The 23,831-nt window shown below is 74.8% G+C and carries 19 protein-coding genes; 7 read left to right on the top strand and 12 right to left on the bottom strand.

Annotation, left to right across the window (positions count from 1 at the left end; all coding sequences use genetic code 11):
• The 7 genes from ACTWP5_RS09665 to ispH form a co-directional block, all read right to left on the bottom strand.
• On the bottom strand, positions 1 to 1,025 hold a 1,025-nt coding region (locus ACTWP5_RS09665), incomplete at its 3' end, for a Gfo/Idh/MocA family protein (protein ID WP_443220378.1).
• A complete protein-coding gene (locus ACTWP5_RS09660) occupies positions 1,022 to 2,164 on the bottom strand; it encodes an Ldh family oxidoreductase (protein ID WP_443220377.1) in 1,143 nt (380 codons plus the stop codon). The genes ACTWP5_RS09665 and ACTWP5_RS09660, both read right to left, overlap by 4 nt.
• 108 nt (positions 2,165 to 2,272) lie before the next feature.
• On the bottom strand, positions 2,273 to 3,721 hold the full coding sequence (locus ACTWP5_RS09655) for a M20/M25/M40 family metallo-hydrolase (protein ID WP_443220376.1): 1,449 nt from the start codon (positions 3,719 to 3,721) through the stop codon (positions 2,273 to 2,275).
• Positions 3,718 to 4,662, bottom strand: coding sequence for a sugar phosphate isomerase/epimerase family protein (locus ACTWP5_RS09650; protein ID WP_443220375.1), 945 nt, complete (start codon positions 4,660 to 4,662; stop codon positions 3,718 to 3,720). The genes ACTWP5_RS09655 and ACTWP5_RS09650 overlap by 4 nt, the downstream gene beginning before the upstream one ends.
• Entirely contained in the window at positions 4,652 to 5,728 is a 1,077-nt protein-coding gene (locus ACTWP5_RS09645; protein WP_443220374.1) for a hypothetical protein, read from the bottom strand. Before ACTWP5_RS09645 ends, ACTWP5_RS09650 begins: the two co-directional genes overlap by 11 nt.
• A 231-nt stretch (positions 5,729 to 5,959) precedes the next feature.
• Complete coding sequence (locus ACTWP5_RS09640) at positions 5,960 to 7,039, bottom strand: polyprenyl synthetase family protein (RefSeq protein WP_443220373.1); 1,080 nt, start codon at positions 7,037 to 7,039, stop codon at positions 5,960 to 5,962.
• Positions 7,036 to 7,968, bottom strand: coding sequence for a 4-hydroxy-3-methylbut-2-enyl diphosphate reductase (gene ispH, locus ACTWP5_RS09635; RefSeq protein ID WP_443220372.1), 933 nt, complete (start codon positions 7,966 to 7,968; stop codon positions 7,036 to 7,038). Before ispH ends, ACTWP5_RS09640 begins: the two co-directional genes overlap by 4 nt.
• A 256-nt stretch (positions 7,969 to 8,224) precedes the next feature.
• Between ispH and ACTWP5_RS09630 the strand changes: the two genes are divergently transcribed.
• From ACTWP5_RS09630 to ACTWP5_RS09600, 7 genes are all read left to right on the top strand, one after another.
• A complete protein-coding gene (locus ACTWP5_RS09630) occupies positions 8,225 to 9,436 on the top strand; it encodes a DegT/DnrJ/EryC1/StrS family aminotransferase (RefSeq protein ID WP_443220371.1) in 1,212 nt (403 codons plus the stop codon).
• On the top strand, positions 9,433 to 10,566 hold the full coding sequence (locus ACTWP5_RS09625; protein ID WP_443220370.1) for a DegT/DnrJ/EryC1/StrS family aminotransferase: 1,134 nt from the start codon (positions 9,433 to 9,435) through the stop codon (positions 10,564 to 10,566). The genes ACTWP5_RS09630 and ACTWP5_RS09625 overlap by 4 nt, the downstream gene beginning before the upstream one ends.
• A 178-nt stretch (positions 10,567 to 10,744) precedes the next feature.
• Entirely contained in the window at positions 10,745 to 11,653 is a 909-nt protein-coding gene (locus ACTWP5_RS09620) for a class I SAM-dependent methyltransferase (protein WP_443220369.1), read from the top strand.
• Complete coding sequence (locus ACTWP5_RS09615; protein ID WP_443220368.1) at positions 11,650 to 12,609, top strand: UbiA family prenyltransferase; 960 nt, start codon at positions 11,650 to 11,652, stop codon at positions 12,607 to 12,609. The genes ACTWP5_RS09620 and ACTWP5_RS09615 overlap by 4 nt, the downstream gene beginning before the upstream one ends.
• Positions 12,610 to 12,743: 134 nt before the next feature.
• Positions 12,744 to 14,033: a nucleotide sugar dehydrogenase gene (locus ACTWP5_RS09610; RefSeq protein WP_443220367.1), complete on the top strand. Its 1,290-nt coding sequence runs from the start codon at positions 12,744 to 12,746 to the stop codon at positions 14,031 to 14,033.
• Positions 14,030 to 15,241, top strand: coding sequence for a benzoate/H(+) symporter BenE family transporter (locus ACTWP5_RS09605; protein WP_443220366.1), 1,212 nt, complete (start codon positions 14,030 to 14,032; stop codon positions 15,239 to 15,241). The genes ACTWP5_RS09610 and ACTWP5_RS09605 overlap by 4 nt, the downstream gene beginning before the upstream one ends.
• A gap of 313 nt (positions 15,242 to 15,554) precedes the next feature.
• Positions 15,555 to 17,900 (top strand): ATP-binding protein, encoded by a 2,346-nt coding sequence (locus ACTWP5_RS09600; RefSeq protein WP_443220397.1) that lies wholly within the window; start codon positions 15,555 to 15,557, stop codon positions 17,898 to 17,900.
• A 6-nt stretch (positions 17,901 to 17,906) separates the two neighbouring features.
• On the opposite strand, the gene sigJ is transcribed toward ACTWP5_RS09600, so the two are convergent.
• The 5 genes from sigJ to ACTWP5_RS09575 all read right to left on the bottom strand — a co-directional run bounded on the left by sigJ (position 17,907) and on the right by ACTWP5_RS09575 (position 23,516).
• Entirely contained in the window at positions 17,907 to 18,959 is a 1,053-nt protein-coding gene (gene sigJ / locus ACTWP5_RS09595) for an RNA polymerase sigma factor SigJ (RefSeq protein WP_443220365.1), read from the bottom strand.
• Entirely contained in the window at positions 18,934 to 20,685 is a 1,752-nt protein-coding gene (locus ACTWP5_RS09590) for an AMP-binding protein (RefSeq protein ID WP_443220364.1), read from the bottom strand. The genes sigJ and ACTWP5_RS09590 overlap by 26 nt, the downstream gene beginning before the upstream one ends.
• Positions 20,682 to 21,182 (bottom strand): ester cyclase, encoded by a 501-nt coding sequence (locus ACTWP5_RS09585; protein WP_443220363.1) that lies wholly within the window; start codon positions 21,180 to 21,182, stop codon positions 20,682 to 20,684. The genes ACTWP5_RS09590 and ACTWP5_RS09585 overlap by 4 nt, the downstream gene beginning before the upstream one ends.
• A gap of 132 nt (positions 21,183 to 21,314) precedes the next feature.
• Entirely contained in the window at positions 21,315 to 22,838 is a 1,524-nt protein-coding gene (locus ACTWP5_RS09580) for an MFS transporter (RefSeq protein ID WP_443220362.1), read from the bottom strand.
• A 264-nt stretch (positions 22,839 to 23,102) separates the two neighbouring features.
• A complete protein-coding gene (locus ACTWP5_RS09575) occupies positions 23,103 to 23,516 on the bottom strand; it encodes a hypothetical protein (protein ID WP_443220361.1) in 414 nt (137 codons plus the stop codon).
• Between the last annotated feature and the right edge of the window lie 315 nt (positions 23,517 to 23,831).

Raw genomic sequence — 23,831 nt, 5'->3', positions numbered from 1 at the left:
ACGTCGTCTGCGAGTTCGAGGGCTGCGAGCCCGTCGTGTTTCTCGCCGCGGGCGTGCGCGGGGGCGGGCGCGGGGTCGGTCGCGGGGCTGGGGCCGGGGGCCTCGGTTCCGGTCCCGGTTCCGGTCCCGGTTCCGGTCCCGGTTCCGGTCCCGGTTCCGGTCTCGGCGTGGCGGCGGACGGTGCCCGCGAAGTCGGCGAGGACACCCACGTACTCGTGCCACAGGGAGCCCTTGAACGCGGTGTGGCCCGCGAGCATGTCGGCGGTCATCCGCGTGCCGTCGGCGAGCTCGACGGCGACGTCCTTCGTCTCGCCCTCGTGGGACCAGTCCAGCTCGACCTCGGCGCGGGCGTCCGCCCGGACGGCGCGCAGCTCGACGCGCGCCTGCCGGTCGACGCCGTGCGCGTCGCGGACCACCTCTGCGCCGACGAGGGCGACGTCACCGAGGAAGAGGCGGACCAGGTCGAAGGCGTTGGGCCCGTTGTCGGCGACGCAGCCGCCGCCGCAGCGCTCGGGGTCGAGGTACCAGCGGTCGTCCCCCGCGTGCTCCTCGATCATCTCCAGGTACCGGACCGTGAGGGAGCGGACCGGGTTCTCCCGGGGGACGGCCGCCAGCAGGCGGAGCACCTCGTCGTTGTACCGGCGGTGGAAGGAGGTGAACAGCGGCACGCCGCGCGCGCGGGCGAGGGCGACCAGCTCTCGGCCGTCGGCGAGCCGGGTCGTCAGGGGCTTCTCCACGCAGACGGGCCGGCCGGCGGTCAGGGCGTCGCGGCAGACGGCGGCGTGGACGTCGTTCGGGACGTTGACGACGACGGCGTCCACGGCGTCGTCGGCGAGCAGCGCGCGGTGGTCGGTGTAACACGCCGGGCCGGAGCGGAACGGGTCGAGGGCGCGCGGGCGCAGGTCGCAGACGGCCGTCAGCTCCACCGACGGCAGGTGCGCGAACGCGGCGACGTAGAACTTCGCGATGACGCCGAGGCCGATGATGCCGACGCGCAGCGGCGGGGTGGTCGCGGTCGCGGTCACCGGGCGGCACCTCCCCGCAGGGCGGCGGGCGGCGTGATGCCGCGCTCCTCGGCGAGGGCGGCGAGCTCGGCGGCCAGCGAGGGGGCGAGCGGCACGCCGTGCCGGGTGTTGTCATGGGCGGCGCGCCACTCGGGCCAGCCCGGGTAGCGCACGGGCTGGGTGGGGTCCAGGGGCGGGCAGTCGAGCAGCGCGGTGAACAGGCCGTGGGACTGGTCGACGTAGTCCTCGCGGGGGCGCAGCGCGTCGGGGGCGAGGACGAGGGCGGTGATGCCGATGTCGTCGTCGCGGCCGGTGGGCCGGCCGTCGCCGTCGAGCGCCTCGGGGGCGGGGCCGGTGCCGGCGCCCGGCAGCAGCGCGGCGAGGACCTCGACCATCAGCCCGAGGCCGTATCCCTTGTACGCGCCCGTGGCGCGGTCGCCGCCGAGCCAGCGCAGGAAGCCGGTGCCGGCGTCGAGGGCGTGGGGGTCGGTGACGGGCCACCCGTCGGCGTCCTCCAGCCAGCCGGCCGGTATGGACTCGCCGGCGCGGGCGGCGGCCCGCACGCGGCCGGTGGGGACGACGGTGGTGCTCATGTCGAGGACGTACGGGGGGTGGTCGCCGGCGGGGGCGGCGATGCTGAACGGGTTGGTGCCGAACAGGGCGGCCACGCCGCCGGGTGGGCGGGCGATGCGCTGCCGGCCGCAGTTGGTGGCGAGGATCGCGACGGCGCCGCGCTCCTCGGCGATGCGGCGGGTGTGGTAGCCGGCGCAGCCGACGTGGGTGCCGTCGCGCATGGTGACCAGGCCGACGCCCGTCTCGGCGGCGCGGTCGGCGGCCAGCGTCAACGCCTCGGTGGCCGCCCACAGCCCGAGTGCGCGGCGGCCGTCGAGGAGGACGGCGGGGCCGGTGTCGGTGACCTTCTCCGGCTCGGCGGTGGCGTCGATGTGGCCGGAGTCCAGGGCGGGGAGGTAGAGGCGGGTGAGGTTGGTCAGGCCGTGGGAGGTGAGTCCCGCGAGGTCGCCGTAGACGAGGGCCTCGGCGGACTGGCGGGCGCGCCGCGGGGGCAGGCCGCGGTCGGCGAGGACGTCGGTGGTGAACGCCACCAGGTCCTCGTGGCCGACGCGGACGGCGGCGGTGGGCGCTGCGGGAGAGGACGACATCGGGTCTCCTTGGCTCCTTCACGGGTGAGCTGGGGCGGTCGGTCGGTGGGACGGGCGGGCTGTCGGGCGGGCTCTCGGTGGAAGGTGGTCGGTGGTCGGTGGTCGTGGTCAGCCGCGGGCCGTCCCGGCCCGGTCGGGTCGGCGCGAGGAGCCGCCGCCGCCGGGTCGCTCCCCGCGGGCGAAGTGGACGAGGACGCGGCGGACGGCGTCGGCGAACGCCTCCAGCTCGCCCAGCTCGGCGAACTCGCCGCTGGCGTGGCCGTGGTTGTGGGCGAGGTCCCCGGGCCCGAGCACGACGGTGTACGCCTCGGGCAGCTCGGCCATCCACAGGGCGTCGCAGGTGAACGCGGGCTCGTCGGCCGGCCACCAGGGCAGTCCCGCCCGCTCGGCGAGCAGTTCGGTGGCCCACGGGTCGTCGGCGGGCCCCAGGGCGGGCAGGTCCCGCTTGAGCCACTCGACGCGCGTGACGACGGCGGCGTCGGCGGCGGTGCGCGCCAGGTCCCGGTGGTCGGCGAAGGCGCGGGCGAAGTCCCGCAGGCCGGCGGCGACCTCCTCCGTCAGGGCCTGGGCCAGGGCCCGCCCGTCCGCGGCCTCGGCGTAGGAGCAGTTGAGCAGCAGCCGGCCGGTGCCGTAGACCTTGTTGTGGAGGTGGCCGGTGTGGAGGCCGGCGACGCAGACCTGGCTGCCGGCCGGAGCGCGTGCCGGGAGGCGGGCGGCGAGGTGCTGGGCGAGGTGGCCCAGGAGCACCGTCGCGTTGTGTCCGGCGGCGGGGCGGTCGTCGATCGCGTCCTGGCCGTCGACGCGCAGGCGGGCGGTCATGGAGGCGGTGGCGCGCGGCAGCAGCCGCAGCCCCGTCGGTTCGCAGAAGACGTTGAGCCGGCCGTACCAGCCGCGGTGGACGAGGGGGCGGGTGCCGAAGACGCCCATGGTGCCGCCCTCCTCGCCGGACACGGCCTGGATCAGGACGCGGGTGTCCTCGGCCAGCTCCGGGCACTCGGCGAGGGCGGCCCGCACGCCGGCCAGGAGGGCGACGGCCGGGCCCTTGGCGTCGATCGCGCCACGGCCGGTGAAGCGGGTGCCGTCGAAGACGACGGGTTCGTCGCCGGCGACGGTGTCGAGGTGGACGTTGAACATGACGGTGTCGGCGCGGGGCGCGTCGGCCGGGCCGAGGGCGAGCACCAGGCTCGGCTGGGAGGCGAGGAAGGAGGGGTCCTCGGCGCAGGCGCGCCGCACGGCGTCCGGCACGTGGTCGCCCGTCACCTCGGCGGGGTCGGGGGCGGCGTGGTGGAGGACGGTGAAGCCGAGCGAGCGGGCGGCGTCGGCGTAGGCGCGCTGTGCCTCCCACAGGCGGGGTTCCGCCCCGCCCTCCAGGGGGCCGGCGGTGGGCAGCCGCAGGAGGCGCAGCAGCAGGGCGCGTTCGGCGTCGGTGAGGCGGGCCGCCGGGTGAGGGGCCGGGGCGGGGCTCCGGTCCCCGTTCGCGTGGGCGTTCCCGTGCCCGTTCGCGTGGGCGTGCCGGCTTCTGTTCTGGCTCGCGTGCTGGTTCACGTGCTGGTTCACGAGGCGGCTCCGGGGTGGCGCAGGCCGGCGGCCAGCCGCTCCAGCGCGCGGCCGTAGCGCACGAACTCGGCGACGGTCGCGGGAAGCCCGCCGTCGGCGGTCGCGGCGCTCGCCGCGTCGTCGGCGTGGCCGCGTCCCTCGTGGGGACGGACGGTGAGGTGCGGCTCGATGCTCCAGGTGCCCGCGTAGCCGTGGTCCAGGAGAAGCTGGAGGCAGTCGGCGACGCGGCAGTCGCCCTCGCCGGGGAGGGTGTAGACCGCCTCACCCGCCTCCTCGCGGGCGTCCTTGACCTGGACGTGCTCCACCCACGGGAGGAGTTCGACGAGCAGGGCGTGGGCCTCGTACCCGTAGGCGACGCCGTTGCCGGTGTCGAACAGCAGCCGCAGCGCGGGGCTGTCGACCTCGGCGAGCAGGCGTCGGGCGCGCTCGGCGTGGGAGCCGGCCCAGCCGGCGCAGTTCTCGTGGAGCAGGACCAGGCCGGCGTCCTCGGCGAGCCGGGCCAGGCGGCGCATGCGGCGGATGGTGCGGCGGCCCCACTCGGCGTCGTCGAGGAGGCCGTCGGGGTCCGGCGCGTAGGACATCACGCGGACGTAGCGGGTGCCGAGGGCGGCGCAGCGGGGTGCCAGGCGCTCCAGCTCGGTGACGTCGAGGCCCACGTCGCCGGTGATGGGGCGGGCCCAGTTGGCGATGCGGGAGTCGACGCAGACGACGTCGAGGCCGGCGTCGCGCAGCTCCTTCGCCAGACGGGCGAAGGCGTCGTCGTCGAGGTCGGCGAGGGCGGTGCCGTCCACGGAGCGCAGCTCGATCGTGCTCCAACCGAGCAGCTGGTGGGCGAGGATCTGGCCGGCCGTGTCGGGGGCGGCCTCGTCGCCGACGCCGGCGAGGCGGATGCCGGGCGGGGCGGCGCCGGGGGTCGCGGCCGTGGTGGTCTCAGCCGGCATGGGCCACCTCCTCGTCGGCGGCCTTCCCGGTCGCGGGCGCGCCGGGGGCGTCGGCCGCGGTCCGACCCGCGGCGTCCTTCGCGTCGGCCAGCAGCTCCACCACGCGGGTGGCGAGGTCGAACGCGGGGGTGAGGTCGGCGTCGGTGAGGAAGTCGCGGTACGCCTGGGCCAGGTAGGCCGACAGGGCGTCGTCGGGGAATATCTCCCGGGTCTCGGGGCCGTCGAGTGGGCTGGTCAGCAGCTGCGCGTAGTGGTCGTCGGAGGCGTGGGGGTAGTACCCGACGACGCGGCCGCGGTCGAACTGGAGGTCGATGCGGCGCTCGCGCACCGGCGCGGTGAGGTCGGAGACGATGTGGCTGGTGGCCCCCGGCTTTCGTCCCGGGTGGTGGCGCAGCACGGCCTCGGCCGTGCCCATCGCCGGGACGACGGTGGTGCCCAGGCGCATGTCGTGCAGCCGCGCCCGCTCCACGGTGGCGTCCCCGGCCAGGCGCAGGCAGACGCCCAGGGAGTGCGGCACCTCGATGTCGAACGCGGTGGGATGGCCGTTGTCGGCGAGGGTGCGCCGCCACCGCGGCTTGTGCTGGCGGACCGCGACGCGGCGCAGCGCGCCCATCCGGCCCTCGGCGACGAGGGCGGCCAGCCGCTCCGTCAGGGAGCTGGCGAGCCAGGGCGAGACCACGGCGAGACGGAGCTTCTCGGCGGCGGCCAGGTCCTTCAGCTCGCGGAGCGCGGGCCGGTCGGCCGCCAGCGGCTTCTCGACGATGACCCGACGGAACCCGGCGTCGGCGAGCTCGCGCAACGGGCCGACCCGCGCCACCGGCGGGGTGCACAGGTGGACGACGGTCCGCTCGGGGTCCAGCAGGGAGCGGGCCCGTTCGAGTGTGGTCAGGTGCAGGGGTCCCGTGGTCAGCCCCGGGGGAGGCTCCGGCATCACCGGGTCGACGGCCACGACCGGGGCGGGGTCGAACAGCTCGGGGTACCGGCCGCCCTCGCGCAGGCGGCGCATCACCGGCCAGTGCAGGCCGTAACCTGCGCGGCCCGTTCCGATGATGAGGGTCCGGAACATAGCGGGGCGTCTCCTTCGAGCGGTGGGTGGCGGGGAGCGGTGGACGGTGGACGGTGGGCGGCGTGGGGTGGCGGTCACCGGCCGGCGGTGACCGGCCGACGGGTCGTCGGCGTCAGGTCGTCGGCGCGTCGGCGTCGGCTCGTGGATGTCGGCTCATGGGTGCGGCTGGTCGGTGTCGGCTGGTGGGTGTCGGCTCGTCGGCTTCGGGGTCGGTCCTCGTTCGGCGGCGCGTCACCGGTCCCGGTAGGCGACCAGGGAGGTGAGGTCGAGCAGCTCGGCACGCCAGCGCGGCACCAGCGGCGCGTCCACGACGGCGCGGCGCGCGTCCTCGACCAGGCGGGCGATGCGCTGTTCGACCTCCTCGGCCACGCCGGTCTCGACGAGCAGCTCCCGCATGCGCAGCGCCTCGGCCGGGCCGCCCGGGGCGGCGGCCAGCCGGCGGATCCGCTCGTCGCGGCCGACGGCGAGGCTCAGCAGGTAGCTCATCTTGAAGCGGGCGAGGTCGAGCCCCGCCGGCTTGCCGGTCTCCCGGGAGTCGCCGAAGGCGTCGATGAGGTCGTCGCGGAACTGGAACGCCTCGCCCAGCGCCGTGCCGTACTCCGCGAAGGCCGCCGCCAGCTCGGGCCGGCCGGCGAGGGCCGCGCCGAACTGGAGCGGGCGCTGGATGGTGTACCGGCCGGACTTGCAGATCGCGATCCAGCGGGAGAGGTCGGGATCGGCGACGCCCTCGGCGGCGACGGCGATGTCGAGGTACTGCCCGACGGTGACCTCCACCCGCAGCTCGTCCCAGACCGCGCGGGCGGCCTCCGGGAGGGGGCGGGTGAGCCGGTCGGCGTAGACGTGGGCGAGGTCGGCGGCGAGGTTGGCGACGCCCTCGCCGTAGCGGCGGGGCTCGCCGCGCAGCGCGCGGTCGCGGTGGTCGGCGGCGTGCCACTCGTGCGCGGTGGTCATGCCGCGGCGCAGGGGCGAGTCGTCGAGCACGTCGTCGCGCAGCAGCGCGAAGCTGTGCAGCAGCTCGACGGCCGCCGCCGCGTCGACGGCCGAGCCCAGCCGGGCGGCCTCGCCGCCGACGGCGAGGTATCCGAGGAGGCAGAAGCGGGGGCGCAGCAGCTTGCCCTTGGCGGTGCTGAGCGCGGCGACGACGTCGACGAACGGGCCGCAGCGCGGGTCGACGGACGACCAGCGGTCGCGCTCGGCCGCCAGGGTGTCGGCGATGCGGCGCTCCACGTCGGCGAGCAGTCCGGCGAGGGTGACGTCGCGGTCCGACGCGGGCGCGGGGGGCAGCGGGTTCGGGTTGGTGGGCAGTGTCATGCGGTGGCCGCCTTCGGGTTCTTCAGGGCAGAGGGCAGGCCAAAGACCACGTCCTCCGTAGCGGTCTGTTCGACCTCGACGTGAGCGAAACCCAGCTCCGCCAGGCGCATGAGCAGCTCGTTGACGAGCTCGCCGGGGGCGCTCGCGCCGGCGCTCACCCCCACCGACGCAACCCCGGTGAGCCATTCCTCCCGCAGGTCACGGGCCTCGGGGACCAGGTAGGCGGGCACCCCCTCGCCCTGGGCGACCTCGACCATCCGCACGGAGTTGCTGGAGTTCACGGACCCGACCACGAGCACCAGCTCGGTGCGGGCCGCCACCGCCCTGACCGCGTTCTGCCGGTTCTGGCTGGCGTAGCAGATGTCCTCGCTGCCGGGACCGCGCGGGTCGTCGAAGCGCTCGTGGATGGCCTCGACGATCTCGCGGGTCTCGTCGAGGGCGAGCGTGGTCTGCGTCAGGTACGCCACGCGGGCGTCCCGGGGCAGCTCCAGCTCCCTGACCTCCTCGACCGTGCCCACCACGAGGGTGTGCTCGGGCGCCTCGCCGAAGGTGCCCTCCACCTCCTCGTGGTCGCGGTGCCCGATGAGCAGGATGGTCCGCTCGTCCTCGGCGAAGCGCCGGGACTCCTGGTGGACCTTGGACACCAGCGGACAGGTGGCGTCGATCACCGTCAGCTCCCGGGAGGCGGCCGCCTCGCGCACCGCCGGGGAGACGCCGTGGGCGGAGAACACGCAGACGGCGCCGGTCGGGACCTCGTCGACCGTGTCCACGAACCGGGCCCCGCGCGTCTCCAGCTCGGCCACGACGCGGTGGTTGTGGACGATCTGCTTGCGGACGTAGACCGGCGGGCCGAAGCGCTCCAGCGCGACCTCGACGATTTCGATGGCTCTTTCGACGCCGGCGCAGAAGCTCCGCGGCTCCGCCAGCACGATCGTTTTCGCCGAATTCTCTTCGCGTTTCAAAGTCAGCACATCCCTGCGTCGGCGAGAAATTGGGTGGCGACACTTCGTCAAAAGTGAGGGCGCTCGCCGGGGGTTGTCAAGGCAAGTGCCAAACGCCCCGGTGACTGATGCTTGCCACTGGCCCGGAAAGGCCATGGCAAAACCTTGCTATTGCTCGACATAACCGCAGCGGGCCTAGCATCGCTCGTCGATATCTCCGTCGCACCAGGGAGGAAAAACGGAAGTGATCTCCCCCATCCGAAGTGCAGATCGGAGCTCTCCCGTACTGGATAAGAACCGTCCGGTTCCGTTCTTCACACAGGCGGCGTCCTTCACCGAGTGCTGGCCCGATATTCAGCGGCACGTGAACGCCGTCTTCGATCGCGGGAAGTTCTCCCACGGCAGGCAGGTCGCCCAGCTGGAAAAGGAGCTGGCCGCGTACACCGGCGCGCGACACGTTCTCGCCGTCAACAGCGGAACCGACGCCCTGGTGCTGCTGTTGCGCGCCTGCGGAATCGAGCCAGGCGACGAGGTGATCGTTCCCGCCTTCAGCTTCGTCGCCTCGGCGTCGTCGGTCGCGCTGGCCCGCGCCACGCCCGTCTTCGCCGACATCGACCCCGTCAGCTACTCCCTCGACCCGGCCTCCGTCGAGGCCGCCGTCACCCCGCGCACCCGGGCCGTGATGCCGGTCCACCTCTTCTGGCAGCTCGCGGACATGGCGGCCCTCGGGGAGGTGGCGCGGCGCCACGGGCTGATGGTGGTGGAGGACAGCGCCGAGGCCATCGGCATGCGCTGGGACGGCCGGCACGCCGGGCTGCTCGGCCGCGGCGGCGTCCTGTCGTTCTTCCCCACCAAGACGCTCGGGGCGCTGGGCGACGCCGGGGCCGTGCTGACCGACGACCCCGAGGTCGCCGAGCGCGTCACGACGCTGCGTCACCACGGCCGGATGGGCCGGACGGTGGACCACATCGCCGGCATCTCCAACCTCTCCGGGGCCTCCGGCACCAACAGCAAGGCCGACGACCTCCAGGCTGCGGTCCTGCTCGGCAAGCTGCCCCGGCTGGACGCGGCGATCGCCCGCCGCGCCGAACTGGCCGCGGCCTACACCGAGCGACTGCGGGACGTCCCGGGCGTCACCCGGCTCCCCACCGTCGTCCCGCGCGAGGCCGCCACCAACCCCGTCTACTACGTGTACCTGGTCGAGGTGGAGCGGCGCGACGCGCTCGTCGAGCACCTGACCCGTCAGGGCATCGGCACCGAGGTCTACTACCCGACGCCGCTGCACCTCCAGCCCTGCTTCGCCCACCTCGGGCACCGCCCCGGCGACTTCCCGCACGCCGAGGCCGCCTGCGCCCGCACCGTGGCGCTGCCGTTCCACCCCGACCTCGCGCTGGCGGACGTCGACCGGGTGTGCGAGGCCGTCAGCGACTTCTACCGGGGAGGTGCCCCGTCATGACCAGCACCGTCGGCCGTACCCTGCCGTTCTTCCCGCCCGACCTCTTCGAGGCCGACCGCGAGACGATGCTGTCGGCCCTGCACGAGCTCGGCACGGGGGCGGAGCAGCGCTTCATCCTCGGAGGGCACACCGCGGCGCTGGAGGAGGCGCTGCGCGAGGCCACGGGCGCCGAACACGTCGTGGCCTGCGGCAGCGGCACCGGGGCGCTGGAGCTGTGCGTGCGGGCGCTTGGCGTCGGCCCCGGGGACGAGGTCGTGGTGCCCGCGTTCTGCTGCCAGCCGGTGGCGAGCTCGGTCGTCAACGTGGGGGCCCGGCCCGTCTTCGCGGACGTGGACCCGTGGACGATGGTGATGGACCCCGACGCCGTCGAGCCGCTGATCACCGAGCGCACCAGGGCGCTGATGCCCGCGCACGTCTTCTCGATCATGGCCGACATGCCACGGCTGGGCGAGATCGCCGCGCGCCACGGCGTGGCCCTCGTGGAGGACGCCGCCGTCGCGCAGGGCGCCGTGCTCGACGGCCGGCCCGCCGGCCGCTGGGGCGACCTCGGCGTCTTCTCGTTCTTCCAGGTCAAGGCGTTCGGCACCGCGGGCGAGGGCGGGGTGGTGCTGACCGACGACGCCGAGCTGGCGCGGACGGTCAGGATGCTGCGCAACCACGGGCAGGACGGCGTCACGCGCTTCCTGCACCACCGCGTGGGGGTCAACAGCCGCTTCGACGAGGTGCAGGCCGTCTTCCAGCTGCGGCGGCTGGCCGGTTTCCCCGAACGGCTGGAGCGGCGCGCCCGGATCGCGGACTATTACACCGAACGCTTCGAACCGCTGCGCGACCGCGGCGTCCTGGCCCCGCCGGCCGGCCGCAACGGCCGCTGCTACTACGTGTACTCGCTCCTGGTGGAGCGACGTGAGGACCTGCGCGCCTACCTGACCGAACACCAGATCGGCTCGCACATCTACTACCCCGTGCCGCTGCCGCGGCAGCCGGCCTTCTCGGACTGGGCACCGGAGGGCGCCCAGTGGCCGAACTCCCAGCTCGCCTCCGACCGGAACCTCGCCATCCCGATCTGGCCCCACCTGACGGACGCCGAGGTGGAGTTCATCGCGGACACCGTCTGCGAGTTCTTCGACTGACCCGGAGCACCCTTCCCCCCGCCCCGCGCCCGCCGGACCCCGGAGCGCGATCACGGCGGCGCGGGCACGACGACGGACCGAGAGACCACACAGCCCGACGAAGCAACGAAGTAGCGAAGCGACGAAGCGACACCTCGACAGGGCGACAGAACCACGGGCACCTAGGAGGTCACACGCGATGCCTCAGACCTACGTCTTCGACCCGGTGTGGGAGAAGGAGACCGAACGCCTCCGCACCAACGAGGCCATCTGGGATCCCGGCACCTTCGAGCGGCTGGAGCGGCTCGGCGTGGCACCCGGCTGGCACTGTCTGGAGGTCGGTGCCGGCTCGGGCTCGGTGGCCCGCTGGCTGGCCGAACGGGTCGGCCCCTCGGGCCGGGTGACGGCCGCCGACCTCCAGACCGAGCGGCTGCTGCCCCTGGCCGAGGAGCTGCCGTGGCTGGAGGTCGTCCACCACGACCTGTGCTCCGACGAACTCCCCGAGGCCGCCTTCGACCTGGTCCACGCCCGCATGCTGCTCCAGCACCTGCCGGACCGGCCCGCGGCCCTGGCCCGCCTGGTGCGCGCGCTGCGCCCCGGCGGGGTGCTCTTCCTGGAGGACACCGACTCCTCCACCCTCTTCCGCACCGCCGGCTCCGAGGACTTCCTCCAGGACGTGCGGGCCGCCGGCTACGGGCTGATGCGCCAGTCGGGACACGACCCGCGCGGCGGCCACGTCAACCTCCGACTGGCCCTGGCCGCCGGGCTGGACGACGTGACCGCCGAGGGCCGCGTCGTCATGGTCCGCGGCGGCTCCGACCAGGCCCGCCACTACATGCTGTGGCTGGAGTTCATGCGGCCCCGCATCGTCGAGGCAGGGCTGGTGACCGACGCCCGCATCGACCAGGCGCTGGCCGAGATGGCCGACCCGGCGCACCACTGGCTCAGCCAGGTCCTGATCAGCACCGTCGCCCGCCGGCCCGGCGCCGCGTCGGCGCGGGGCGCGGCCACGGCCGAGGCCACGGCCGGGACCGAGGTCGCGAACGGGAACGGGAACGGGAGCGGGAACGGGAACGGGGAGATAGCGACGGCGGGGGCGGGCTCATGACCGCCACCGCCGCCTCGACCCCACTGTCCACCACCGTCCGCGACCGCGCCGCCGCCTACGTCCGGCTCGCCAAGCTCTCCTTCTTCGACTACTACCTGTGCGTCCTCGTCGTCGCCGCGCTGCTGCCGGCCGCCACGCGCGAGGACCCCGGCACCTGGCTGGTGCTGCTCCTGTTCGACCTCGGATGGGTCGGCGTCGTCGCCGCCACCGTCGCGCTCGACGACGTCACCGGCTACCGCGACGGTAGCGACGCCCGCAACTACGACCCGGCCCAGACCCTCCGCTCCCGCGACCGCAAGCCCCTGCTCGACGGGCGCCTGACGCTCCGCCAGGCGATACGTTTCGGCTGGGCCTGCGCCGCGGCCGGCGTGGCGCTGTGGTCGCTGGCCGCCCTGGCCGCGCCCCACCGGCCGTGGTGGGCGCTGGCCGGTGCCGCGCTCTCGGTCGTGATCAGCGTCCAGTACTCCTACGGCCTCAAGCTGAGCTACCGGGGCGGCCAGGAGGCCGTCATCCTGCTGAGCACCGGGCTGTGCGTGCTCGTGCCGTTCGGCCTGCTCAACGGGGAGATGACCGGCGCCGCCGCGTTGCAGTGCTACCTGTTCGGGCTGTGGAGCCTGATGGTCTCCGTCTACTCCAACATCAACGACGTGGAGGGCGACCGCGAGGCCGGCCGCCGCAACCTCGCCACCAGCGTCTCCCCCGCCGCCTACCGGGGCGTCGTCGCCGTCCTCTCGCTGAGCGAGACCGGCGCCATCGCCCTGGCCTGGGCGCTGGGCGCGGTGCCGTGGTGGTTCTGCGCGCTGCTGCTGCCCGTCGTCGCGCTGCGCGCCCGCCAGGCCCACCACGGCCTGCGCGCGGGACGGGTGCTGATCGCCCGCCGCCAGGGCGTAACCATCCACCGGTTCGGCGTCGTTGTGCTGGTGGTGGCCAACGTGCTGCTGGTTCACCACGGCTGACCGACGCCCTCGGTCGGCCCGCCGCGCCCGCACCCACATCCGCGCCCCGCATCCGCACCGCACCCGCACCCCCTCCCGCACCCCGGCTTCCCCCAGCCCTTTTCGTTTGTGACCGTTGTGAAAGGCAGGACTCGATGACCCACCCGACGAACGAGGCCCCCCGCCGCCGCGTGGCGGTGATGGGCCAGGGATACGTGGGCCTGCCCCTGGCGTTACGCGCCGCCGAGCAGGGCCACGAGGTCGTGGGATTCGACGTGGACGCCACCCGCGTCGGGCGACTGCTCGCGGGCGACTCCTACGTCGAGGACGTCTCCCCCGAACGCCTCGCCACCGCGCTGGCCTCCGGCGTGTACCGCCCGACCACCGACCCGGCCGCGCTCGACGGCTTCGAGGTCGCCGTCGTCACCGTCCCGACGCCGCTGCGCGACGGCGTCCCCGACCTCACCGCCGTCGAGTCCTCGGCCCACACCCTGGCCCCCCACCTCACGCCGGGCGCCCTGGTGGTGCTGGAGTCCACCACCTACCCCGGCACCACCGAGGACGTCTTCGGCACCATCCTCCAGAAGGAGAGCGGCCTCGCGCCCGGCACCGACTTCCACCTCGGCTACAGCCCCGAGCGCATCGACCCGGGCAACCAGCGCTGGACCCTGGAGAACACCCCGAAGATCGTCTCCGGCGTCAACGCCGAGTCGCTCGCCCACGTCACCGCCTTCTACGACACGGTGGTGGACCGCACCGTCCCCGTGGAGGGGCCGAAGACCGCCGAGCTCGCCAAGCTCCTGGAGAACACCTTCAGGCACGTCAACATCGCTCTGGTCAACGAGGTCGCCACCATCGCGCGCGAACTCGGCGTCGACGCCTGGTCGGCGATCGACGCGGCCTCCACCAAGCCGTTCGGCTTCATGCGCTTCACCCCGGGGCCCGGCGTCGGCGGCCACTGCCTGCCCGTCGACCCCAGCTACCTCTCCTGGCGCGTGGAGCGCACCCTCGGCCGCCGCGTCCGCTTCGTCGACCTCGCCAACGACATCAACGGCCAGATGCCGCACTACGTGACGCGCCGCCTCGTCGAGGCCCTCCACCAGCGGCAGCGCCCCGTCAGCGGCTCCCGCGTGCTGGTGCTGGGCCTGGCCTACAAGCGCAACAGCGGCGACGCCAGGGAGTCCCCCGCGCTGCGCGTCACCGAGCTGCTGCTGCGCACCGGCGCCGAGGTCCGCGTCGCCGACCCCCACGTCCGGGAGTCCGTGCCCCTGGACCCCCGGGTGGTGCGGGTGACGCTGACCGAGGAGGAGCTGTCGGCCGCCGACGCGGTGGTGCTGCTCACCGACCACGACGACGTGGACTACGACGCGGTGCTGCGCCGCGCCTCCTACGTGCTGGACTGCAAGCGGCGCCTTCCCCCCGCCGACAACGTCGAACTGCTGTGACCGCGCCCGCCCACCCCGCGCCTCCTCCCACGGGGCCGGCGCCCCGGCGGCCGGTGTGGCGGGACGTCTCGCTCTCCGCCGTCACCGCGGGCGCCGTCGCGGTCCTGGTCGCCTTCGCCGGGCCGCTGGTCGTCGTCGTGCAGGCGGCGCGCGCGGCCGAGCTGAGCCAGGACCAGCTGTCCTCGTGGATCTGGGCCGTCGCGCTGGGCAGCGGCGTGACGGGCTTCGTGCTCAGCCTGCGGTACCGCGCGCCGGTGGTGGCCGCGTGGTCCACGCCCGGCGCCGCGCTGCTGGTCACCCAGCTCGACGGGTACCGCTACGAGGAGGCCGTCGGCGCCTACGTGGCGGCGGCGCTGGCGACGATCGTCGTCGGCGTGACCGGCTGGCTCGACGCGCTGATGCGGCGGGTGCCCGCGTCCGTCGTCTCGGCCGTGCTGGCCGGGGTGCTGCTCCGGTTCGGGCTCGACGCCTTCGCGTCGCTGGAGGCCGAGCCGCTGACGGCGGGCGTGGTCGTCGGGGGGTACGTGCTCTGCCGCCGGCTGCTGCCGCGCTACGCCGTGGCCCTGCCGCTGGCCGCCGGGGTCGCCGTCGCCGCGGCGGGCGGGTCCATCGACCTGACCGGCACCGAACTGGGGCTGGCCGCACCCGTCTGGACGCTGCCGGCCTGGTCGGGGGACGCCCTGGTGGGCCTCGCGCTGCCGCTCTTCCTCACCACCATGACCTCGCAGAACGCCCCCGGCCTCGCGGTCCTGCGCGGCTCCGGGTACGAGGTGCCCACCGGCCCGCTGATCTGGGGCACCGGCACGGCCTCGGCGGTGCTGGCCCCGTTCGGCGCGCACGCGCTGAACCTCGCCGCCATCACGGCCGCCATCTGCACGGGACCCGACGCCCACGCCGACCCCCGGCGCCGCTACCCGGCCGGCCTGGCGTGCGGCGTGTTCTACGTGGTGCTCGGCCTGTTCGGGGCGACCGTCGCCGGCGCCTTCACGGCGCTGCCGCCCGCGTTGGTCGCGGCGATCGCGGGCGTGGCGCTCCTCGGCGCCCTCGGCGGGAGCCTCGCCGACGCCCTGTCGCGGCCGGCGGAGCGGGACGCCGCGCTCGTCGCGTTCCTGACCGCCGCGTCGGGCGTCACCCTGCTGGGACTGGAGGCGGCCTTCTGGGGCCTGGTGTTCGGCGTGACCTGCCGGGCGGTGCTCCACCGCCGCTGAGGGCGCGCCGCCACCGGGGGCCCCGGCGGGACTCCCGGGCCCGCCACCGGACCGGTCCCGGCCCGTGCCCGGCGGGTTCACGCCATCCCGCCGCGCGGCGTGCCCGGGACGTTCAGGTTCCGCCAACGGCCGACACAACTTCCTTCCGGTGTCGTGCCTTTGTGCGGATTCTCGCCTAAGCTAACCGACCGCGAGTGCTCACGGGGAAACCACCACACACGGGGACGACCATGTCGCTGCACGTCGCGCTTCTGTTGCTGTTATGGGGAACCGACCAACCCACTGAACCCGGCCCCGAAGGGCCGCGGCGGTGATGGGGGCAGAGTTCGACGGCTCGGGACGGCAGGGGGCCTCGGCCCTCCTGGGTCCGTGGCCGGGCGGTCCGTGGCCGGGCCGAGAGGACCGCACCTCCCTGATCGGCCGGGACGTCGACCTGCTGACCCTCGCCGCCCGGCTGCGCCACGCCACCGACCGGCTGATCACGCTCACCGGACCCGCCGGAGTCGGCAAGAGCCGCCTGGCCGCCGCCGCCGTCGCCCAGGCCGGGCTGCCCCACGTCTGCGTCGTCGACCTGCACGACGCCACCGAGGAACGGCAGTTACGCAGCCGCGTCGACGAGGCGCTGACCGCGCGGCCGGGCCGGGAGGAGACGCTGCTGCTCCTCGACGGCATCGACCACGTCGCCGACCCGGCCGCCGCCGCGGCCGAGTCGCTGCTGGCCCGCCTGCCGGGCCTGCGGATCCTCGCCACCGGGCGCCGCGGGCTGTGGACCTACGGGGAGCGGCTGTACGAGGTCCAACCGCTGTCCACGCCCGTTCCGCCCTACCGGCAGGACCCCGCCGAGTTACAGAACTACGCGGTGGTGGCGCTCTTCCTGGACCGGGCGCGGGCCGTCCAGCCGTCGTTCACGCTGACCCCGCACAACGCCCGGGCGGTGGCGGAGATCTGCGCCCGCCTCGACGGCCTGCCGCTGGCGATCGAGCTGATCGCCGACCGGCTGCGGCTGTTCCGGGTGGAGACCCTGCTGCAACGGCTGCGGCTCGGCCATCCCGTGCTCGGCGGCCGGCACTCGGCCCGCTCCCCGCACCACCGCTCCGCCGCCGCGTTGACCGAGCACAGCTTCTCCCTCCTCGACGAGGAGCACCGCCGGCTGCTGACCCGGCTGGCGGTCTTCACCGGCAGCGTCAGCCTGGACACGCTGGAGAGCTTCTGGGAGATGCCCTCGCTCCCCACCGAGCAGGCGGTGGAGACGCTCGTCGCGCACCACCTGCTGTGGGTCAGCCCGGAGGGCGAGGAGCCACGCTTCACCCTCTTCAACACCGTCAGGGAGTTCTGCCTGGAGCGCCTGGAGCGCTCCGGCGAGCTGGGCTGGGCGCGGCGCCGCCACGCCGAGCACTTCCTGGGCTTCGTGCTGGGCGCCTCCCGGCACCTGACGGGGCCCCGGCAGGAGCGGTGGCTCGGGCTGATCGCGCTGGAGCACGACGGCGTCCACACCGCCCTGTCCCACCTGGAGAAGTCCGGCCGCCGCACCGAGGCCGCGCTGGCCTCCGTGTCGCTGGAGCGGTACTGGCTGGTGCGCGGCCACCTCGCGCTCGGCGAGCGGTGGTTGGGCGAGGCCGCGGCCTCGCTGCTGGACGACCCCCGGCACCGGGCCCAGGCGCCCCGCGCCGAGCTGGCCAGGGGCAGGATCGCGATGGCCGCCGGCGACGTCCGGCTGGCGGCCGACTGCTTCCACCGCGCCGCCGTCGCCTTCCACGACCAGGGCGACGCCACCCGGTCCGCGGCGGCCCTCGCGCACCTGGCGACGGCGCAGCGCGACGCGGGGCCCGCCGAGACCCGCGCCGCCGCCACCCGGCTGCTGCGCGCCGCCGGGGACGGCGAGCCGCACCCGGACCTCGCGCGGGCGCTGCTGGCGACGGCCGGGCACGGCTGGCGCACCGACGCGAAGATCGCCGCGGAGCTGCTGGACGCGGCCGACGGCCAGTACACGCGCCTTCAGGACGCCCGCGGGCAGGGCGAGGTGCTGGCGCTGCGCGGCCACCTGGCCGCCGAGCGGGGCGACGCGGACCTCGGCGAGCGGCTGCTGTGGGAGGCGCTGCACCGGCTGCGGCCCATCGGGGAGCACACGCTGCTGCCCGAGGTGCTGGAGAGCCGGGCCCGCCTGCTGTGGGAGCGGCTGCCGGAACAGGGCCACCGGGTGGCGCGCCTGCTGGCGGCGGCGGCCTCGCTGCGCGAGGCGACGGGCGTCAGCCCGCTCGGCGTCTGCCCGCCCGGCAGGAACGGCGCCCCGGCGCTGCTGCGGCGGCTGCGGACCATGCTGTCGGGGGCGGAGTACGAGGCGGACCGCCGTGCCGGCCGGCAGATGTCGGCCGAGGCCGCGGCCACCGAGGCGCTGGCCGTGCCGCCCCCGGCGGCGGAGCCCTGCCCCGCCACCTCGCGCACCGTCCAGCTGACGGCGCGCCAGTACGAGGTGGCGCTGCTGGTCAGCCACGGCATGACCAACCGGCAGATAGCGCGTCATCTCGACCTCTCGGAGTGGACGGTGGTCAACCACGTGCGGCAGATCATGCGGCGCCTGGACGCCTCCTCGCGCATCCACATCGCCCAGTGGGTGCTCCACCGGGAACGGCAGAACGGCACCGGGTCCCAGCGGCGGTGACGGCCGTCAGGCCGCCGCGACGGGCACCCGGCGGAGCTTGTCGGGGTTGCGGACGGCGCCGACGCCGGTCACGCGGGGCTCGCCGTCGACGAGCTCCACGTCGACGGCGACCACCGCGAACACCCCGCCGGGCGAGGCCAGCACGGCGGCGGGACGCCCGTCGGCCTGCTCGCACAGCCGCAGCGCCATGCCCGGCGGGTACCCGCCCGCGACGGAGACGAAGTACCGGGCGATGGCCTCGGCGCCGTGGAGCGGGACCCTGGGCGTCTCGGCGCGTCCGTTGCCGTCCGCCCACATCGTCACCTCGGGCGCCAGCACCCGCATCAGCGCCGCCATGTCCCCGTCGAGACAGGCGGCGACGAACCGCTCGGTGGCGGCACGGCACTGGTGGTGGTCGGGCTCGAACCGCCGCTCACGGCCCTTCAGCCGCCGCCGCGCCCTGCTGCCGAGCTGCCGCACCGCGCTCTCCGAGCGGTCCACGGCGCGGGCCACCTCGGGGAAGGTGAAGCCGAAGACCTCGTGGAGCACGAAGACCGCCCGCTCCAGCGGCGACAGCGTCTCCATCATCACCAGCACGGCCACGCTGAGGGACTCCCCCATCAGGGCCGAGTCCACGGCGACGTCGGAGGAGACCAGCAGCGGCTCGGGCAGCCACGGGCCGACGTACTCCTCGCCGCGGGACCTGCGGCGCCGCAGCTGGTCGATGGCGGTGCGGGTCACGGTCCGCACCAGGTACCCGCGGGGGTCGGCGACGTCCTCGCGCCGCACCCGCCGCCACCGCAGCCACGCCTCCTGGACGACGTCCTCGGCGTCGACGACGCTGCCGAGGATCCGGTAGGAGATCGCGAACAGCACGTCCCGGTGGGCGAGGAAGGGGTCGGCGACGGCGGTGGCCGCCGCGCCCGGGACGGGTCCGCCCGGTCCGCCGGGTCCGCCGGGTCCGCCGGGTCCGTCCGCGGTGCCGACCACGCCCTCGCCCGTGCCGCGTGCCCCGCCCCGTGCCCTGCCGCGCGCCGTGCCCTCGGTGGTGTCCTCAGCGGTGACCGTCGTACGAGCCATGGCTCCCCCTCTCGGCCGAACCCGCCGCGGAGTCTACCGTCATCGCCCGTAGCCGACCGTAGTGAATCTTGCCGTTCTCGGTCCTGGGCAGCGCCGGTCCCACCTCCCTCAGCATCGTCGGCAGATAGGCCTGGCTCATGCCGCGCTCGGTGAGGATCTGGGCCAGCTCCGCGAGGCTCGGGCAGCGGTTTCCGCTGGCCACGACGGCGACGCACAGGTGCTCGTGGCCGTGCGCGTCGTGGTGTCCGACGATCGCGGCCTCCCGGACGCCCGGGTGGCGCATGATCTCGCGCTCCACCTCGGCGACCGGAATGATGTGGAAGCTGCCCAGGCGCCGGTCGCCCCGGCTGGCGAAGCGGATCCCGCCCCGCCCGTCCGGGCGCACCAGGTCCCCGGTCTCCACCCAGCCGGCGTCGTCGTGCCACGGCTGGCGCACGCCCGTGCCCGATCCCGGCTGCCAGAAGCCGATGGAGACGCCGGCGCCGCGCACCCGCAGCCGGCACAGTCCGTCGCCGCCCGGGACCGGCGGCAGTTCGGTCTCCACGCCCGGCATCGGGGCGCCGTCGCTGTGGCAGGCGCGGTCGTCCGGGGCGTCCTCCGGGGTGCGGAAGCCCATGCCCGTCTCGGTCATGCCCCAGCAGGCGCGCAGCGGCACGCCGAGCCGCGCGGTGACCTCGCGCACCAGCTCGGGCTCGACGGGCGTGCCGCCGCACATCACGAGGCGCAGCGACGGCAGCGGCCGGGGGCGGCGGCGGTACTCGGCCATCAGCTGCTCGGCGAAGAGCGGCGCCATCAGCGTCTGGGTGACCTCAGCCTCGGCCAGCAGTTCCAGGTACCCGGCCGGCGACCACGCGTCCTGGTACACGCCGGTGCCGCCGGCCAGCACCGGCGCCCAGACGGCGTAGAGCATCCCGGCCTGACCGGTGATGGGCAGCGGGGTCGCGAAGACCTCGCCGTCCGACCAGCCGCGGGCCACGACCGCGGCGTGGCCGCCACAGCCGGCGTAGAGGGTGTTCTCGGTGTGGAGCACGGCCTTGCGCTCGCCGGTCGTGCCCGAGGTGAACAGCAGCACGCAGGGCTGGTCCAGCTCGCCGCTGGTGGGCAGGCGGGCGGGGGCGGTGTCCCACTCCTCGTGGGGGGTGCGCAGGAAGTACTCGGCGAAGTCGACGGCGCCCGGGGGGACGCGGTCGCCGTAGACCGCGCGGTAGCGCAGCCACGGCAGGCGGGGGGCGATCTCCTCCAGCGCGGCGGCGCACTCGTAGCCGTCCCAGCTGTCGGGGACGACGCACAGCTGGGCCTGGGCCGCGTTGAGCACCCGTTCGAGTTCGAGGGAGCGCAGCGTGATCTGGAGCGGCACCGCGATCGCGCCGGCCCAGCGGCAGGCCAGCGTCATCGCCGCCGCCTCCCACCAGTTCGGCAGCTGGAAGGCGACACGGTCGCCGCGGTCGACGCCGAGGGAGGTCAGGGCGGCGGCGAACCGTCGGACGTAGCACAGGAGGTCGGCGTAGCGGATGACGCGGGTGCGGCCCTCCGCCACGCCGCGGGCCACGATCGCGGGGGCGTAGGGGCGTTCGACGGCGTGCCGCACCAGGTCGTGGAGGACGGAGGTGTCGCGCCACCAGCCGCGCGCCCGGAACCGCGTGGCGACCTCGACGGGCGGTCGGACGGTGAACAGGCCGTCGACGCCCTCGACGCGGTGGACCCGGGCGACCCCCCGGACCGTCACGAAAGGTCTCCTTCCGCCGGGGTGGTGGCCGGGGCCGGTACGGAGAGGATCGCGGGGGCGGGGTCGGCGACGTCACGCACGTGGTCCATGCCCCACGCCTCCTTCTGGAGGGTGTGCAGGTGCAGGGTGCTGACGGCGGCGACCTGCTCGGCGATCCTGCCGTCCTCGACGCGGACGGTGTGCTGCTCGATGCTGATGCCGCGCTCGCCGGTGGCGGGCTTGCCGAAGAAGGTGCCCGTGTTGTGCCAGTGCAGCGCGAAACGGACCGCGCCGCGGGTGCCGTCCGCGCTGTAGAACTCGTCGTGCAGCACGACGCGGATGCCGGGGTGGGCGCTGTGGATCTGCTGGCAGAACGCCAGGACGAAGTCGATGCCCTTGGCACCCCAGCGCGAGGGGGCGTACATGACGACGTCGGGGGTGTACAGCTCCCGCAGCAGCTCCCAGTCCTGCTCGCCGAGGGCGCGGACGTAGCGCTGGAACAGCGTGGTGTCGGACATGCGTGACCTTCTTCCGTATGCGATGGCGATGGCGATGGCGCGTGTGCGGTGGCGCCGGGCGAGGGGCGGACGCGGGTCGGGTGGGGTGGGGCGGTGTGGGGTGGGGTGGGGAGGCGGGGGCTCGCGGGCGGGTCAGCCGCGGGCGCCCGCGACGGCGGGTTCGTCGGGCTCGGCGGACTCGGCCGGCCCGGCGGCGGCAAAGGGCCGGTGCGCGGGCAGCAGCATCGCCAGCAGCGCGGCGACCAGGGACACGGCGACGGCCAGCAGCAGGCCGTACCGGACGGCCTCGGTCAGCGCCTCCGCGTACGCGGGGGCGGCCAGCAACTCGGCCTGCTCGCGCGCCTCCTCCGGGACGCCCTCGGCCGCCAGCCGGCTGGAGAGCACGGCGCCGACGGCGGCGCCGCCGACGACCGCCCCGATCTGCCGCGCGGTGGTGAACACGCCGGAGGCCACGCCCGCCAGCGGCGGCGTCACCTCCTGCATGGCGACGGTGCTGGTGGGCGCGAAGACCAGGCCCATGCCGAGGCCGAAGACGAGCTGCCCGGGGATGAGGGCCCAGACGCTGGAGTCGGCCTGGATCATGAGCGCCATCATCGCGATGCCGCCGCCGAAGACCAGCAGGCCGGGCACCAGCAGGACGCGGCCGCCGACCTTCGCGACGAGGTTGCCCGCCACCGGCGCCACGAAGACCGACAGCAGCGGACCGGGCACGAGCGCCAGTCCGGCCTCGGCCGGGGAGAGCCCGAGGACGGACTGGAGATAGAGGGTGAGCGGCACCAGCCCGCCGATGGAGCCGAAGAGCAGCAGGCCGGCCACGGAGGAGGAGACGGTGAAACGGCGCAGGCGCAGCAGCGCGAACGGCAGCAGCGGCTGCCGGCCCTGGCGGGCCCGCTGGTGGAGCACGAACGCGACGAGCACCGCCGCGCCGAGGGCCAGCACCAGCGGGATGCTCACGAAGCCCTCGATCGTGCCCCAGTCGTACCGCTCCCCCTCGATCAGCCCGTACACCAGCAGGGAGAGGCCGACGGTGGCGAGCACCGCGCCCGGAAGGTCGAGCGGGGTGCGCCGCCCGGTGCGCACGTCGGGGACGAGCAGCAGCGCACCGACGAGCCCGGCGACGCCGAGCGGCACGTTGATGAAGAAGATCCAGCGCCAGTCGAGCACGTCGACGACGACGCCGCCGACGGCCGGGCCCGAGACCGTCGCGAGGCCGGCCACGGCCGACCAGACGCCGAAGGCGGCGCCGCGGCGCTCGGCGGGGAAGACGGCGCTGATCAGCACCAGCGTCTGCGGCATCATCACGGCGGCGCCCAGGCCCTGCACGGCGCGGGCCGCGATCATCTGCCCCGGGGTGTCCACCATGCCGCACAGGGCGGAGGCGAGGGTGAAGACCGCGAGGCCGGCGAGGAAGACGCGCTGGGGCCCGAACCGGTCGCCGATGCGGCCCGCCAGCAGCAGGAGGGCCGCGAAGAGCAGCAGGTAGGCGTTGACGAACCAGAGGATGTCGTCGACGGAGGCGCCGAGGCCCTCGGCCATCTCGGGGACGGCGATGTTGACGATCGTCGTGTCGAGCAGCGTCATGAAGAAGCTGAGGCACAGCACCGCCAGCACCAGCCACGGGTTTCGCTGCCGCTCTTCCGCTTTCCGCGCTTCCATCCCAGGGCTCCCTCGTGCCACGTGCCGGTCGGGGTGACTCTCACCCACGACCGACGCACGAGGGCCCGGAAGTGTGACACGCCCCGCCGGACCGGATGTGGCACGGCACCGCACGGGGTCGGGACGACGGACGGGCCGGGCATCGCTGCCCGGCCCGTCGAGAGCCCACGGACGCCGCGCCTCAGCCCGGCGCGGTCGTCTGCGCTCCCCGCCTCGCCCCACGGCGACCCGCCCGGGGCGGCCGGGGTGGCGGGAGAGCCGCCGTCACGCCCGCTCGCGGCCCACGGCGCGCAGCGTGAACGCCCAGAACAACAGCGCGGTGTCGGCGGCGACGATCACGGAGCCGAAGGTGACGTGCCAGGCCAGGTCCCGGTCCTCGCCGGTCACCACCTGCGTCGCGACGAGCGCGAAGAGGACCACGGACGCCAGGATCGGCCACCACAGGCTACGGACACGCCACCACAGCAGGATCACGACGATGACCTGCGCGAGCGCGATGATGTTGGTGATCAGCCCGTTGAGTCCGTGCAGGTCCCGCATGGTCTCGTTGCCGTCGACGATCCCCGTGCCCGCCGACATGGCCTGGAAGAGCGCGATCACCAACGCCAGCAGTGTCGTGGTCCGTATCGCCCCGACCAACGCCCGGCCCGGACCGGCGACTTCTTCTTTCGTACTCACCTGCTACTCACCTGCTTCAGTAGTGGAGGGTCACGAACTGCCTTCCCACAGAAGGTTCGAGACAGTGTGTCAGCCAGGTGACACGTGGGGTCTACGGGGCCCGCGTCCTCGACCGGTTCCTCGATCCGCGCGCGAGCGGCGCGCGAGGGCCGGGTGGGGGACGGGCGGGACGGGCGGTGGGCCGTACGGCGGCGCCCGCGGGAGGGACCGCGGGTGTGTCCCCAGGGTGTCCACGCCGTTCGCTTGCTGGCGCGAATGGTCGTGTACACGGAACAGGCCGGGGGAACGTTACGATCGCACAAGCCGCGGAACCAC

Source organism: Streptomyces sp. 4N509B (assembly GCF_052245655.1).
GTDB lineage: Bacteria > Actinomycetota > Actinomycetes > Streptomycetales > Streptomycetaceae > Streptomyces.
This window is presented reverse-complemented; position numbering and strand designations above follow the sequence as displayed.

Excerpts from the sequence above, each read along its gene's own strand:
- sigJ (WP_443220365.1), bottom strand. The coding sequence starts at position 18,959 with ATGGCTCGTACGACGGTCACCGCTGAGGACACCACCGAGGGCACGGCG.
- ACTWP5_RS09625 (WP_443220370.1), top strand. The coding sequence starts at position 9,433 with ATGACCAGCACCGTCGGCCGTACCCTGCCGTTCTTCCCGCCCGACCTC.
- ACTWP5_RS09580 (WP_443220362.1), bottom strand. The coding sequence starts at position 22,838 with ATGGAAGCGCGGAAAGCGGAAGAGCGGCAGCGAAACCCGTGGCTGGTG.
- ACTWP5_RS09645 (WP_443220374.1), bottom strand. The coding sequence starts at position 5,728 with ATGTTCCGGACCCTCATCATCGGAACGGGCCGCGCAGGTTACGGCCTG.
- ACTWP5_RS09615 (WP_443220368.1), top strand. The coding sequence starts at position 11,650 with ATGACCGCCACCGCCGCCTCGACCCCACTGTCCACCACCGTCCGCGAC.
- ACTWP5_RS09620 (WP_443220369.1), top strand. The coding sequence starts at position 10,745 with ATGCCTCAGACCTACGTCTTCGACCCGGTGTGGGAGAAGGAGACCGAA.
- ACTWP5_RS09650 (WP_443220375.1), bottom strand. The coding sequence starts at position 4,662 with ATGCCGGCTGAGACCACCACGGCCGCGACCCCCGGCGCCGCCCCGCCC.
- ACTWP5_RS09660 (WP_443220377.1), bottom strand. The coding sequence starts at position 2,164 with ATGTCGTCCTCTCCCGCAGCGCCCACCGCCGCCGTCCGCGTCGGCCAC.
- ACTWP5_RS09640 (WP_443220373.1), bottom strand. The coding sequence starts at position 7,039 with ATGACACTGCCCACCAACCCGAACCCGCTGCCCCCCGCGCCCGCGTCG.
- ACTWP5_RS09610 (WP_443220367.1), top strand. The coding sequence starts at position 12,744 with ATGACCCACCCGACGAACGAGGCCCCCCGCCGCCGCGTGGCGGTGATG.
- ACTWP5_RS09600 (WP_443220397.1), top strand. The coding sequence starts at position 15,555 with ATGGGGGCAGAGTTCGACGGCTCGGGACGGCAGGGGGCCTCGGCCCTC.
- ACTWP5_RS09585 (WP_443220363.1), bottom strand. The coding sequence starts at position 21,182 with ATGTCCGACACCACGCTGTTCCAGCGCTACGTCCGCGCCCTCGGCGAG.